We start from the raw sequence: 13,637 nt of genomic DNA, 5'->3' as shown, positions 1-13,637 counted from the left end.
ATATTATTTTTTTACAGGCATTGTGCTGAACATTTCAAGCTCAAACACCACATTGGCATTCGGTGTGATGCCGCCCCTTGGTGAACCGGCTTCGCCCCATGCAAGATGTGACGGAATGAAAAGGATAACCTTATCGCCCGGCGCCATAAGCTCAAGGCCTTCGATAAAGCCAGGAATCATGCCCGTTTTAGTACCTGTTTTAAACGGCATCGGCTTGTAGGCACCGGCAGCATCCTTCTGCGGAATATAGTTGTTCATGTCTTTTGCCACTTGTGCAATGCTGGAGTCGAAAAGGAATCCGTTTTCAAGGTAGCCTGCATAATCAAGATAAACCTCTGTACCTTGGGCAGCCTTTGCACCGTTGCCTTTTTTAAGGAATTTATAAGAAAGGCCGGATGCTGTTTTTGTTGCTCCTGCTTTTTCCTTAACGAAATAAGCAGCTTTTTCAGCCTTCACTTTTTCTATAGCTTCCTCTTTTTTCTTCTGTTCGGCAGCTGCTTTCGAGTAATATTCCTTGAAAACCTTAGGAGCATCGAATTTTTTAGCTTCTTTTCCTATGCGGAGTATTTTAACGGCCTCCATAGAATCGCCCTGCTCAATGCTGTTCACCACATCCATGCCCTGGACTACATGCCCGAAAACGGTGTGTATGCCGTCAAGGTGCGGTGTTGGTACGTGGGTTATAAAGAACTGGCTCCCGTTGGTACCTTTTCCGGCATTTGCCATAGAAAGGATTCCAGGTTTGTCATGTTTCAGGTCAGTGATCTCGTCGGCAAACTTGTAACCCGGCCCGCCTGAACCATCGCCTTTAGGGTCGCCACCCTGAATCATAAAACTCTTGATAACACGGTGCCATTTCAGGCCATTGTAAAAAGGCTTTCCTTTAAGGTCGGCCGATACCATATCGTTTTTGCCTTCGGCAAGGCTCACGAAGTTGGCCACGGTAAGCGGTGTTTTCTGGTATTCCAGCTGTACGACTATAACACCCTTATTCGTTGTTATTTCTGCGTATAGCCCATCACCAAGCTCTGCAGGTGGCGGTGTGTTGGTGTTCTTGCACGAAAAAAACAGTGCAACTAAGCTTAAAAAAAGACTTGTCATTGATTTCATTATTAATTAATTCTGCTTTACTTCCTGTTCTGTTTTTATATCATTGAGCATCACGGTACATATAAGCGGCTCGTTAGTGCCAATTTTCTTGTTGTCGCCGTGGTAGCCAAAGCCCATATGTGACGGGAAAAGGAATGTTACTTTTTCGCCCTCGTTCATGAGCTTGATGCCGTCGCGCAACCCCATCATTATATTTTGCTTGTCAACATAATATACCTGCGGGCGCAACTCTGTCTCGCTGTAAATGATATTGCCCTTAATGTCTTTAATCTCATAGTCAAAATAGGCAACATCACCACGTTTCGGGGTAATGGTATCGGTAGTATTTTCTATATCATAATGGTACCAATAGCCTTTATCCGAAGCGATATATTTAATCTGCGGATTGCTTTTTATGATAGAGTCTATCTGCGATTCTTCATTAGCTACAAGCTTTTTATTGCGCTCGATAGATTCTTTCATAAATGTACCGGAACTCCTGTTCAGGGGCTGCCTTGCCTGCTGCTGCGAGCACCCGGCCAGAATGGCTCCCAATAAGATCGCGGTTATTATTGTCTTCTTCATTATATCAGTCAATTTTCGTGTGCGCTAAAATAGTAATAAATTTTTGTATGGTAGCTTCCAGCGGCTCAGTACTTTTTCCGCCGGCTGCATTAATGTGGCCGCCACCGCTAAAATGATCCCTTGCAAACTGGTTCACATCAAAATCGCCTTTCGACCGGAAAGATATCTTCACAATGCCCTCTTCTTTATTTTCGGTGAAAAATGCTGTGAACTTTATGCCTTTCATGCTTAGCCCGTAGTTTACAATACCCTCGGTATCTCCTTTATTATGCCCGAAGCTGGCCAGCTCTTCCTGGCTCAGTGCGGTATAAGATGTCTTGTATTGAGGGAGCACTTTAAGATTCTGCAAAGCCTTTGCCAGGATCTGGATGCGTGCATGCGAGTGGTTATCGAAAAGCAGGCTGTGTATGTTGCTGTTATCAATCCCTAAATCAATGAATTCGGCAACCACCCTGTGGGTTGTCCCGGTAGTGGAAGGGTAGCGGAACGAGCCGGAATCGGTAACAATACCGGTATAAAGGCAGGTAGCTACGGCTGTATTGAGGTATTCTTTTTCACCAAGCGCGCTTATAAAGTGGTATATCATTTCGCAGGTAGAGCCATAGCTTGTGTCCGAAAACATATAGGCAGCATAATCATCGGGCTTTTGGTGATGGTCTATCATGATGAAAGGCACCGTAAGGCTTTTAAGCAGGTTTTCCATCTGGTCGCCAATGCGCCCCAGCGTATTGAAGTCGAGCGTAAATATAATATCCGCTTCCTGCAGTATTTTTACAGCAACATCATTTTCGCGTTCGAACACCTTAACGGTATCCGCTCCGGGAAGCCATGCAAGAAAATCGGGAAATTCATTCGGTGCAATTACAGCGGCTTCATGGCCTTTCTGTTTCAGGAAATGGTAAAGGCCAAGGGTAGAACCCATAGCGTCGCCATCGGGGTTCCTGTGAGGTATTATAGCAATCTTTCTGGGTGAAGCCAGCAGTTGCTTCACCGATGCGATATCTTCGGGTGTCATCATTCTGCGAATTTACATTTTTTTTATCGTAATGCCCAATAACAGTGCCAAAGCTGTAAATTCCAAATTTCAAAGAGTAAATTCCAAAAACAAATCACAAACTCCATATATTTAATTCTGATATTTTAGAACTACATAAAAACACAAAAAAAATTGGGCGATTGCCCAAAATGTCCGAATAGTACAAATTTTTGTTTCATTTTTTAAATTAGGAGTTTAATCACCTCCCCCGCAACCTCCTCCACAGCCGCTACAGCCACTACTGCAACCGCTGTCGCCATGGGAAGAGCATCCGCTATGGCCGTGGCTGTCTCCTGATGCACACGAAGCAGCACATCCACCCCCGATGTCACCACTCCCGCTTCCTCCGTTACCTTTGTTATTGCGGTTGCGTACGGCAGAGACGATGAAGGCAATTACGAAGATGATTATGAAAACATTTCCCGGAGATGCCTGTATGCACAGTAAACCACCAGCAATCAATAATGACTGGACCGCGATATCCCAAAATGCCTTTCCCGGCCTTGGCACCAGCCAGTAGTTGCGCAGGTTTACCCTTTGAAAATTGATGTCGCTGAACCGCTCATCGTTGTCCTGCCAGATGTCCGGCGGGGGAGGAGTACCGAATTTCTCTGTGTAAGTTTCTTTAAGCGTAGTGTAGCATCCGTCGAATTTCTGCTGTTCGCTTTTGCCGCCTTTGGTAGGGTTGTGGTGGATTTTCCTGCTGAGGGTGTTTCCGCAAAGATCGTCCCAGTAGGATTTGGTGTACGTCAGGTGCAGGTGCCATGCCTGGTCTACCGGGTCGGAGGGCGTGACCGGGGTGGGGGACACGCAGCACAGGAAGATGAATTTTTTGTACTCTTCGATTACCCGTTTGGTGTAGTAATCGTTCCAGCCATTCTCGCGGGCCAGTCTTTTTGCAAATGTCAATTGGGTTCCTTCACTGTCAAACCCGAACCTACCGAGCTTGTCCCAAAGTTGTTTTTCAACTGTTGTCATTTTTGTTTTAAAGGTACTAAAAACGCGAAACGGCAGCCCATTTCGAGTCGCCGTTTCGTTGCATTCTTTTGTGTGCTTGTTACATTTTTTTCATGAATTCGGTCTTCAGCACTATTATGCTGCCTCCTACCTTTCCTTCAATCTCTTTTGCATCATCGGTTAGCCTGATATTCTTAACTACCGTGCCTCTTTTTATTACCGATGACGACCCTTTTACTTTCAGGTCTTTTATTACCGTTACACTGTCGCCTTCGCTAAGAAGGTTTCCGTTGCTGTCTTTTACGTCCATGGTTGTTATTAGTTTTATTACAAATGCAAAGTTAGTATTATAGATGAGAAAGAAAATTCTTTGCTACGAATTACAAAAAATTCACTGGTTAACTATAAGTTATAGTAATAGGAGTAAATATGATTATTGAATTCGTAGCAAAAACATCCATAATCCAAATTTCTAAAAATCTATTTTCAAATTTCCATAGATTGTTTTACTTTTGCCCATGCAACACAACGTACTTATTTTAGACTTCGGGTCGCAATACACACAACTTATTGCGCGAAGGGTTCGCGAACTGAATATCTTCTGCGAAATTTTCCCCTTCAACAACCCACCAAAAGATTTATCAGGTTATAAAGCTGTAATCCTCTCAGGAAGCCCATTCTCTGTAAGGGCCGACGATGCCCCGCATCCCGATTTGGCTGAAATTCGCGGTAAGCTGCCTTTGCTGGCGGTTTGCTATGGTGCCCAGTACCTCGCGCATTTCAGTGGTGGAGAAGTAGCGCCAAGCAACATTCGCGAATATGGCCGTGCCAACCTGTCCTACATTAAGGAAGGTGAGCCGTTCCTGGAGGGCGTTTCAGAAAACAGCCAGGTTTGGATGAGCCACAGTGACACCATCAAGAAATTGCCATCAAACGGCGTGGTACTTGCCAGTACTAAGGATGTGGAAAATGCGGCTTACAAGATCGAAGGCGAAACCACCTATGCGATACAGTTCCACCCGGAAGTGTACCATTCTACCGATGGTAAGCAGATGCTCGAAAACTTTCTTGTGAAGATCGCGCATGTTCCGCAAAGCTTTACGCCGGATACCTTTGTTGGGGATATCGTGGCAGAGCTTAAGGCGAAAATACAGGACGATAAAGTCGTGCTGGGCCTTTCCGGCGGGGTAGATTCTACCGTGGCGGCAGTGCTATTGAATAAAGCTATCGGTAAAAACCTGTATTGTATATTTGTAAACAACGGACTGCTTCGTAAAGATGAATTTGCAAGCGTGCTCCACCAATATAAGGATATGGGGCTTAATGTAAAAGGCGTTGATGCTTCCGAAAGGTTCCTTTCACAATTAGCGGGAATTGACGATCCTGAAACCAAGCGTAAAACCATAGGCCGCGTATTCATTGAGGTTTTTGACGATGAGGCGCACCAGCTTACCGACGTGAAATGGCTGGCACAGGGCACTATATATCCCGACGTTATCGAATCGGTTTCGGTAAAAGGGCCATCGGCAACGATCAAGTCGCACCACAACGTAGGCGGGCTTCCTGATTTCATGAAACTTCAGGTTGTCGAGCCTTTACGAATGCTCTTCAAAGACGAAGTGAGAAGAGTAGGCGCTACTTTAGGCATCGACCCGGAACTCCTTGGCAGGCACCCATTCCCGGGGCCGGGGCTGTCTATCCGCATTTTGGGCGACATCACACCGGAAAAAGTACGCATACTGCAGGAGGTGGACTATATATTCATACAAGGGCTCAGGGATCACGGTCTTTACGATAAAGTATGGCAGGCGGGGGCGATACTGCTTCCGGTGAACAGTGTTGGCGTTATGGGCGATGAGCGTACTTACGAAAAGGTAGTGGCATTGCGAGCCGTAGAATCAACAGACGGTATGACCGCCGACTGGGTTCACCTGCCGTATGACTTCCTCATGAAGATCTCTAATGAAATTATAAATAAAGTGAAAGGCGTAAACAGGGTTGTTTATGATATCAGCTCGAAACCGCCTGCCACTATTGAGTGGGAATAATTGGAAAGCCTCTGTGATTACAGGGGCTTTTTTTATGGCTTAATTTTTAACACTTTAACACGCTGTTAAATGTTTTTATTCATATTAGTACTATTTATTTTATGATTAAATTTGGAAATGCAGGAGAGTTTAAACGTAAAAAAGTTATACTATGAAGAGGATATTTTTAATGTGTTTGATTTTTTTAGGGTACGGTGCAATGGCGCAGGATGTGGAAAATGATTCAGGAAATATTGCGAATATCCACGACAGGAGCAGCGAAGATGTATATGTGGAAGAGGAGGCTGAACCGGGAGCGTTTTTTATTGACCACAAAGTGATGCAGGGAGAGCAGATGGCGATGATATCGCGAAAATATATGGTTGCACCCGGGGATATATACCTTTATAATAATGATGCAGTGAACGGGATTACAAAAGGAATGACCATAAAGATTCCGTTGCATAAATCTAAAAAGAAAGACCTTGACGGATTTATAAAAGAACTGGAAAAGAAAAATGGCGCCACGCCCCAGGTTGCCGCCCCGCAGAAGCGTATGAAAATAGGGGTAATGTAGTTTATATTTTAACTGAAAATTATAGAGATTACTTATACGATAAGTCGTTACAAAAGCTAACTTTGTAACGACTTAATTGTTTTATAAACGCTCGTTAGTATGAAGTATCTCGTAGTTTTATTTTTTTCGCTTGCCCTATTATCAACATCTGCTTATGCACAGGATTATAAGAAACATACGGTTGCAAAAGGCGAGACTGTTGCAAGCATCGCCAAGCAATATAAAGTCACCCCCTACGATATTTACAGGATAAATCCTGATGCTAAGAACGGAATAAAGGAAAATGCCACGCTGCTTATACCTGCCCCTGGTAAGGAAGCTGCCGCACCAAAAGAAAAGCCGACTAAAGTTGCAAATACTATTCACGAAGTTACTGCGAAGGAAACGCTATACAGCCTTTCCAAAAAGTATAATGTAACTGTTGACGATATACAAAAAGCTAATGGCGATGCGATTAAGGATGGCTTGAAAGTGGGCCAGCAGATCATAATACCTATTAAAGGCAGTGGTGTAGCAGCACAGGTAAAAGCTGCTGAGAAAGAGGATGCCAAAAAAGACAGCAACGCCTATATATACCATGTTGTTGAAGCAGGCGAGACCAAATATTCGATTGCGAGAAAGCACGGTATCACGGTTCAGCTAATTGAGGACCTCAACCCGAAAGTGAAGGATACGCTGCCATTAGGATATAACCTGAAGTTGGTTGATAACAGCGTTATGAAGCCGGACACTACTCCGGAAACTAAAAGTTATACGCAATATGCGGTTCAGCCCAAAGAGACAATTTACAGCATTTCTAAAAAGGCAGGAATCAGCGAAGAGCAGCTTATTGCCATGAATCCCGAATTAAAAAACGGGCTTAAAGACGGTATGGTATTACAGTTGCCGTTGGAAAAAGCTGTCAGTACAAATGGGGACATTGTTGTAACATTAGGCAAAGGCGCCCCGGGAAGCGTGACTGACCTTACCAAAACGCTTAAAAAATCGGGTAAAAAAGAGATTGCTATACTGTTGCCATTCAATATGGCGAGACTGGAGAGCGATACCCTACGCAAACACATGCTCCGCTCTGACCGGTTCCTGAACATGACACTTGATTTTTACGCAGGCGCACTTATAGCGATCGATTCTGCGAAAGCGCTCGGTCTTCCTTTAAAAGTAAGGATAATGGACTCTAAAGAAACAAAGAACACCTCGGATGTAAATGGCCTTGCAGCGAGCCTGGGCAGTGCAAACGCAGTGATAGGACCGTTTTTCCAGGGAAATGTTGAAAATGCGGCGGCGCTGCTGGCTTCTAAAAATATCCCGGTCATTTCACCATTATCCAAAGATAAAAGCAAGCCGTACAGCAACCTTTTCAATTCTATCCCTTCAAATGAAACGATCAGGATGGCAATGATGACCTACCTTAAATCGAAAGATGCGAATGTGATAGCTATAGTTGACCCTAAAAAGTCCGCTGCACGTGATTTTATTAGGGCCAACTATCCTTCCGCAAGGTTTATCGATGGCACGCCGACAGATGCCATATTACGGACACATCTGGTTAAAGACAGGATGAACTATGTTTTCCTTGAAACCGAAAATACAGGCATGGTGCTTACGGCTACGAAATTGCTGGCAGCCGCACTTCCTGATTATAAGATACAGCTTGTAGTCCCGGAACTGACCGATGCCCTTGAGAATGACGAAATGCCAATGGACAGGCTTGTTAAACTGAAAATGCTATACCCGTCGGTAACACGGGATAATAATACACCGCAAGCGGCAATTTTTGCAAAGGTGTTCAAGGAGAAGAACGGCATCATGCCAAGCCAGTTTGCAACGCGTGGGTTTGATGTTACCTTTGATACGATACTGAGGCTTTTTCAGGAGGAAGATTTTGCGGAAGGAATTGCCTCCAAAGCATCCGAACAGGTTGAAAATAAATTTAGTTACACTTCCCAAAACGGGGGGAATTATAATACAGGCGTTTACATCATGCAATATGATGAGGGCCTAACAGTAAAACAGGCAGAATAACCATGACATCAAAGATCACTTATTTAGGAGAGTTAAGGACTTCTTCAATACATATCGGATCGGGGACTGAGATCTTATCCGACGCGCCAAAAGACAACAGGGGAAAAGGTGAAGCCTTTTCGCCAACAGACACGGTAGCTAATGCTTTGGGTTCCTGCATGATCTCCATTATGGGTATAAAGGCCATGGATATGGGCCTTGACATGAAAGGCTCTACCGTTGAGGTAACCAAAGTAATGCAGGCCGAACCAAGGAAAATTGCTAAAATAGGCATCGTTGTCAACATGACCCTGCAGGCCGACGAGAAAACGAGGACTATTATGGAGCGTGTCGCCATGACCTGCCCTGTATCTTTGAGCCTTCATCCCGATATTGAACAGGACGTAGTTATTAACTGGCCTTCTTAATTTTGGAACACACCCCTGACCAGCAGAAACAATTCCTTATAAAGCTCGCGCATGCCAAAATGCCTTTCGGCAAATATGAAGGCCGCTACCTTATCGACCTTCCTGAATATTATATCGTGTGGTACCACAACAAAGGCTTTCCTAAGGGGCTGTTGGGAGAGCAGCTTCATTTAGTCTATGAGCTTAAGCTCAACGGGCTGGAGAATATTGTACGCAATATTAAAGCACAATATTCTAAGCCCAAATAAACTAGCAATGGATCAATTATATAATGTAACAATTCGCAGTGCGTGAACGTTCTGCAAATAATTGGTATATTAAGAAATTGGTACATTGAACAATTAATAAATTTCGTACTTTTGCCACGTTTTTTAGGTCGGCGATACAACAACTACAACACAACAACAACACTAATAATGAAGCAGACAAAGTATATTTTTGTTACAGGAGGCGTGAGCTCTTCCCTCGGGAAGGGTATAATTGCAGCTTCCCTGGCAAAACTATTGCAGGCTAGGGGCTATAGGGCCACAATACAGAAATTTGACCCGTATATTAACGTCGATCCCGGAACGCTAAACCCGTATGAGCATGGCGAATGCTATGTTACTGATGATGGCGCTGAGACCGACCTTGACCTTGGCCACTATGAGCGTTTCCTTAATGTTCCTACATCCCAGGCCAATAACGTTACTACAGGAAGGGTGTACCTTTCGGTTATAGAAAAAGAGCGTCGCGGCGAATTCCTTGGAAAAACGGTACAGGTGGTGCCGCATATTACCAATGAGATAAAAGAGCGCATGCAGCAGCTGGGTAATACCGGCGAATATGATATTGTGATAACCGAGATCGGCGGGACTGTGGGTGATATTGAGTCACTTCCTTATATTGAGTCGGTTAGGCAGTTGGTTTGGGACTTGGGAGAGAACAATGCCATCGTTATCCACCTTACGTTGGTACCGTACCTTGCCGCAGCAGGAGAATTGAAGACAAAGCCTACGCAGCACTCGGTAAAAACGCTGATGGAAAGCGGTATCAAAGCCGATATACTGGTATGCCGTACAGAGCACGAATTATCATCGGACCTTAAACAAAAACTGGCTCTGTTCTGCAACGTAAAAAGGGAAGCGGTAATACAGTCGATTGACGCATCTACCATATACGATGTACCGAACCTGATGCTTGAGGAAGGATTGGATAAGGTAGCGCTGAAAAAACTGGACCTTTCTGAAAAGAAAACACCGGACCTGAAGCAATGGAACCAGTTCCTTTTCAGGCTTAAGAACCCGAAGCATACGGTAAACATAGGCCTTGTGGGCAAATACGTAGAGCTTCAGGATTCGTATAAATCGATACTCGAAGCCTTTATACATGCCGGCTCGACCAATGAGACGAAGGTGAATGTAATAAGCATACACTCTGAATATATCGATAAAGAAAATGTTGATGAGAAGCTTTCGGGCCTCGACGGTATCCTTGTTGCCCCGGGATTTGGAGGCAGGGGAATAGAAGGAAAGATAGAGACCGTGCGCTATGCCAGGGAACATAAGATCCCTTTCTTCGGGATATGTCTCGGGATGCAGATGTCGGTTATAGAATATTCCAGGAATGTACTTGGCTGGAACGACGCGAATTCGACAGAAATGAACGAGCACACGCCGCACCCTGTAATTAACATTATGGAAGAGCAGAAAACCATAACCGATAAAGGCGGCACAATGCGCCTCGGGGCATGGAAATGCGATATTAAAGAAGGTACGCTTGCCCATAAGATATATGGAAAAACAGAGATAATGGAGCGCCACCGCCACCGTTATGAATTCAACAGTACTTACATAAACGATTTGGAAAAAGCAGGCCTGAAAGCATCGGGTATTAACCCTGAAACAGGGCTTGTTGAAATAATAGAGATTGAAAACCATCCTTTCTTTATCGGTGTACAATACCACCCCGAATATAAGAGTACGGTGGCCAATCCGCACCCGCTGTTTGTTAGTTTTGTAAAGGCGGCAGTGCTTAAAAAAAGTGAATAAACAAGTGCTATGCACTATAATTTCGGGCGGCCCGGAATATTTAAGTGAATTAATTTAAACTCAATGGAAGAAAAGAAGTTAGATTTAAAAACGATCGTTGGTTTTGGCATAATAGCATTACTGCTATTATGGATGATTTATAACCAGTCATCGAACCGTGAAGCGGAGCTAAAAGAAAAAGCTAAAAAAGAGCAGATAGACAAAGCAAAGGAAAAACAAATCCCGGAGCAAAAGACAGCTGCCCTGCCGCAGGATTCCATAGCAAATGATTCCTTAAAGATCGCCGGCCTAAAAAGTTCGCTTGGGGCTTTTGCTTACAGCGCTACTTTGCCATCAGCCAAAGACAATACCACCAAAATAGAGAATGGGCTGCTTACACTGCACATTTCCAACAAAGGAGGTTACATCAGCGAGGCAAACCTGAACAATTTTGAACAATTTGAAAAAGGCTCTAACAAAAGGGTAGAACTTATTAAAGAAAATAATGCGCATTTAAACCTCCAGTTTAAAACCAAGGATAACCGCATATTGAATACAAGGGATATGTATTTTGAGCCGGTACTTACCAAAGAAGGTAAAAACCAGGTGCTTACCATGAGGCTTAAAGCCGGTGCCGATCAGTTTTTGGAGTACCGCTATGTGCTTAAGCCAAATGAGTTTATGCTTGATTTCTCCATCCGTACACAAGGGATGGCGCAGGTATTGGATACTTCGAAACCAATTGACCTGGAGTGGCAACTAAAAGCATTCAGGAATGAAAAAAGCGTTTCGTACGAAAGCCGCTATACCGACCTTGTTTATGAATATGAAGATGGTAAGGATGACAAACTTGGGCAAGGAAAGAATGATACTGAAAAAGTGGAGGATGTGAGCTATGTAGCTTTCAAACAGCACTTTTTTACTTCGATACTTTTGACGGACACACCGTTCAAGACTGCCGACCTTACATCGGAAAACCTTGTAAATGATGATAAGACCGATACAATTTTTACCAAAAGGTTCACTGCCAAAATGCCTTTGGAATTTAAAGGCGGCGAAGTGAGCTATAACATGAACTGGTACTACGGCCCGGCTGATTACAAGATATTGAATGACTACGACAAAAACCTTGATGAGGTGATGCCGTTGGGCTGGGGTATTTTCGGCTGGATCAACCGTTATATCTTCATTCCGGTATTTACATTCCTGAGCACATTCCTGCCGTACGGTATTGGTATCATAATCTTTACGATACTGATCAGGCTGGTAATGTCGCCGGTAACCTATAAGTCGTACCTGTCGCAGGCTAAAATGAAAGTGCTTCGCCCTGAAATTCAGGAGCTGAACGAGAAGTACAAGAAAGACCCGATGAAAAAGCAGCAGGAAACCATGAAACTGTACAACAGCGCAGGGGTAAACCCAATGGCGGGATGCCTTCCGGCGTTGATGCAGCTTCCGGTGTTTTATGCGCTCTTTCAGTTCTTCCCGTCGTATTTTGACTTAAGGCAGCAAAGTTTCCTTTGGGCAAACGACCTTTCATCGTATGATGCGGTAATCCACCTGCCATTCTACATTCCGTTCTATGGCAACCACGTGAGCCTTTTCCCTATATTGGCTTCGGTAGCGATATTCTTCTACATGAAAATGACCACAGGCGACCAGAGTATGGCAGCGCCGCCGCAGGAAGGTATGCCGGATATGAGCAAGATCATGAAGATAATGATATACATATCGCCGGTTATGATGCTTATTTTCTTCAATAACTACGCATCAGGACTAAGTTTGTATTACTTCGTATCCAACCTTATCACAATAGGTATCATGCTTGTTATCAAAAACTATATCGTGAAAGACGACAAGATACATGCCCAGATCCAGGCCAATAAAGCAAAGCCTAAAACGCAGGGACGTTTCCAGAAAAAAATGCAGGAAATGATGGAGCAGGCGCAGGAACAGCAGAAAGCAAAAGGCAAAAAATAAATTAATGAAGCATCCGCCCCGGCGGATGTTTTTATGATACAGTGTTTTTGGCGTACTTTTGGCTATACTAAAGAAGGCCTTTTTTGGTTATATTTTAAATTGATCATTTATTATGAAAAATGTATTTTTTGTTCTTCTCGGATTCTTCCTTATAACGTTTGGCTCATCTGCTCAGGAAAATCAGATGGATGCAGCTGGCAAGCGCCACGGGGTTTGGAAAGGCATTTATGATGTGAGTAAAAAGCCGCGTTATGAAGGTACTTTCAATCATGGTAAGGAAACCGGTACGTTTAGATTCTTTGAAGATAATGAGGCATCAACATTAATGGCGACACGTGTATTTGCTGTCGATGGTTCCTGCTATACCACTTTTTTCGATGAGAAAGGCAATAAGGTAAGCGAAGGAAGGGAAGTAAACAGGCTTAATGAAGGCGAATGGAAATTTTACCATCCCGCTTCCAAAGCACTAATGTCAACTGAAAGGTATGTAAAAGGCAAGCTGACCGGGATACGGAAAGTATTTTTCCCGAATGGCAACATCAATGAGGAAACCACTTTTGTGAACGGCATCAAGGATGGCATCTATAAAAAATATACCGAAACGGGCATACTCCTTGAAGATGCAAAATATAAAAACGACCAGTACCACGGCCCGGCAACTTATAGGAACGGGCAGGGGGAAATCGTTGCGACAGGCCAGTTTACCAATGGTAAAAAGACCGGCATCTGGAAATTTTACGAAAAAAATAAAGTGGTCAAGGAAGAGAACATGAGTGTTAAGCGTACTGCAAATAAGGGCAAGCGAGCAAACTAATTGCTTTTTGGGCGTGCCACCTCCGCAGGCTGCGGCATCGGTCCGCCGCGGCGGATATATCCCTCTCCCGAAAGCTTTCGGGACTCGTGGATGCCGCTGCGATCCCTCACGCGCGTTTCAAGTCATATTTACAT

General features: G+C 44.1%; 13 protein-coding genes. 8 read left to right on the top strand and 5 right to left on the bottom strand.

Annotated elements, in window-relative coordinates:
- Positions 1-3: 3 nt before the first annotated feature.
- From AAEO56_RS01735 to AAEO56_RS01715, 5 genes are all read right to left on the bottom strand, one after another.
- Positions 4-1,101 carry a peptidylprolyl isomerase gene (locus AAEO56_RS01735; protein WP_407934943.1) on the bottom strand — a complete coding sequence of 366 codons (1,098 nt, stop codon included), beginning with the start codon at positions 1,099-1,101 and terminating at the stop codon, positions 4-6.
- A gap of 15 nt (positions 1,102-1,116) precedes the next feature.
- A complete protein-coding gene (gene gldI, locus AAEO56_RS01730; protein WP_341695286.1) occupies positions 1,117-1,674 on the bottom strand; it encodes a gliding motility-associated peptidyl-prolyl isomerase GldI in 558 nt (185 codons plus the stop codon).
- Positions 1,675-1,678: 4 nt separating this feature from the next.
- Complete coding sequence (locus AAEO56_RS01725) at positions 1,679-2,689, bottom strand: DHH family phosphoesterase (protein WP_341695562.1); 1,011 nt, start codon at positions 2,687-2,689, stop codon at positions 1,679-1,681.
- 216 nt (positions 2,690-2,905) lie between these two features.
- Positions 2,906-3,688, bottom strand: coding sequence for a glycine-rich domain-containing protein (locus tag AAEO56_RS01720; protein ID WP_341695285.1), 783 nt, complete (start codon positions 3,686-3,688; stop codon positions 2,906-2,908).
- 79 nt (positions 3,689-3,767) lie between these two features.
- Complete coding sequence (locus AAEO56_RS01715; RefSeq protein ID WP_341695284.1) at positions 3,768-3,977, bottom strand: zinc ribbon domain-containing protein YjdM; 210 nt, start codon at positions 3,975-3,977, stop codon at positions 3,768-3,770.
- Between the two features lie 208 nt (positions 3,978-4,185).
- On the opposite strand from AAEO56_RS01715, the gene guaA reads away from it, so the two are divergent.
- From guaA to AAEO56_RS01675, 8 genes are all read left to right on the top strand, one after another.
- Entirely contained in the window at positions 4,186-5,715 is a 1,530-nt protein-coding gene (guaA, locus tag AAEO56_RS01710) for a glutamine-hydrolyzing GMP synthase (protein WP_341695283.1), read from the top strand.
- Positions 5,716-5,866: 151 nt separating this feature from the next.
- Positions 5,867-6,271 carry a hypothetical protein gene (locus AAEO56_RS01705; RefSeq protein ID WP_341695282.1) on the top strand — a complete coding sequence of 135 codons (405 nt, stop codon included), beginning with the start codon at positions 5,867-5,869 and terminating at the stop codon, positions 6,269-6,271.
- 99 nt (positions 6,272-6,370) lie between these two features.
- Positions 6,371-8,293 (top strand): LysM peptidoglycan-binding domain-containing protein, encoded by a 1,923-nt coding sequence (locus tag AAEO56_RS01700; protein WP_341695281.1) that lies wholly within the window; start codon positions 6,371-6,373, stop codon positions 8,291-8,293.
- 2 nt (positions 8,294-8,295) lie between these two features.
- The gene (locus AAEO56_RS01695) at positions 8,296-8,700 is read left to right on the top strand and encodes an OsmC family protein (RefSeq protein ID WP_341695280.1); all 405 of its coding nucleotides are present in this window, start codon (positions 8,296-8,298) and stop codon (positions 8,698-8,700) included.
- Positions 8,700-8,948 carry a DUF3820 family protein gene (locus AAEO56_RS01690; protein WP_407934946.1) on the top strand — a complete coding sequence of 83 codons (249 nt, stop codon included), beginning with the start codon at positions 8,700-8,702 and terminating at the stop codon, positions 8,946-8,948. The genes AAEO56_RS01695 and AAEO56_RS01690 overlap by 1 nt, the downstream gene beginning before the upstream one ends.
- A 168-nt stretch (positions 8,949-9,116) precedes the next feature.
- Positions 9,117-10,730, top strand: a complete 1,614-nt coding sequence (locus AAEO56_RS01685; RefSeq protein WP_341695278.1) for a CTP synthase — start codon at positions 9,117-9,119, stop codon at positions 10,728-10,730.
- Positions 10,731-10,793: 63 nt separating this feature from the next.
- Positions 10,794-12,689, top strand: coding sequence for a membrane protein insertase YidC (gene yidC / locus AAEO56_RS01680; protein ID WP_341695277.1), 1,896 nt, complete (start codon positions 10,794-10,796; stop codon positions 12,687-12,689).
- Between the two features lie 112 nt (positions 12,690-12,801).
- The gene (locus AAEO56_RS01675; protein ID WP_341695276.1) at positions 12,802-13,503 is read left to right on the top strand and encodes a toxin-antitoxin system YwqK family antitoxin; all 702 of its coding nucleotides are present in this window, start codon (positions 12,802-12,804) and stop codon (positions 13,501-13,503) included.
- The last annotated feature ends 134 nt before the right edge of the window (positions 13,504-13,637 follow it).

This window comes from Flavobacterium arundinis (genome assembly GCF_038289855.1).
Classification (GTDB): Bacteria; Bacteroidota; Bacteroidia; order Flavobacteriales; family Flavobacteriaceae; genus Flavobacterium; species Flavobacterium arundinis.
Note: the sequence above shows the minus strand (reverse complement) of the source record. Positions and strands in the feature narration are given on the sequence as shown.

Excerpts from the sequence above, each read along its gene's own strand:
- AAEO56_RS01735 (WP_407934943.1), bottom strand. The coding sequence starts at position 1,101 with ATGACAAGTCTTTTTTTAAGCTTAGTTGCACTGTTTTTTTCGTGCAAG.
- gldI (WP_341695286.1), bottom strand. The coding sequence starts at position 1,674 with ATGAAGAAGACAATAATAACCGCGATCTTATTGGGAGCCATTCTGGCC.
- AAEO56_RS01725 (WP_341695562.1), bottom strand. The coding sequence starts at position 2,689 with ATGACACCCGAAGATATCGCATCGGTGAAGCAACTGCTGGCTTCACCC.
- AAEO56_RS01720 (WP_341695285.1), bottom strand. The coding sequence starts at position 3,688 with ATGACAACAGTTGAAAAACAACTTTGGGACAAGCTCGGTAGGTTCGGG.
- AAEO56_RS01715 (WP_341695284.1), bottom strand. The coding sequence starts at position 3,977 with ATGGACGTAAAAGACAGCAACGGAAACCTTCTTAGCGAAGGCGACAGT.
- guaA (WP_341695283.1), top strand. The coding sequence starts at position 4,186 with ATGCAACACAACGTACTTATTTTAGACTTCGGGTCGCAATACACACAA.
- AAEO56_RS01705 (WP_341695282.1), top strand. The coding sequence starts at position 5,867 with ATGAAGAGGATATTTTTAATGTGTTTGATTTTTTTAGGGTACGGTGCA.
- AAEO56_RS01700 (WP_341695281.1), top strand. The coding sequence starts at position 6,371 with ATGAAGTATCTCGTAGTTTTATTTTTTTCGCTTGCCCTATTATCAACA.
- AAEO56_RS01695 (WP_341695280.1), top strand. The coding sequence starts at position 8,296 with ATGACATCAAAGATCACTTATTTAGGAGAGTTAAGGACTTCTTCAATA.
- AAEO56_RS01685 (WP_341695278.1), top strand. The coding sequence starts at position 9,117 with ATGAAGCAGACAAAGTATATTTTTGTTACAGGAGGCGTGAGCTCTTCC.
- yidC (WP_341695277.1), top strand. The coding sequence starts at position 10,794 with ATGGAAGAAAAGAAGTTAGATTTAAAAACGATCGTTGGTTTTGGCATA.
- AAEO56_RS01675 (WP_341695276.1), top strand. The coding sequence starts at position 12,802 with ATGAAAAATGTATTTTTTGTTCTTCTCGGATTCTTCCTTATAACGTTT.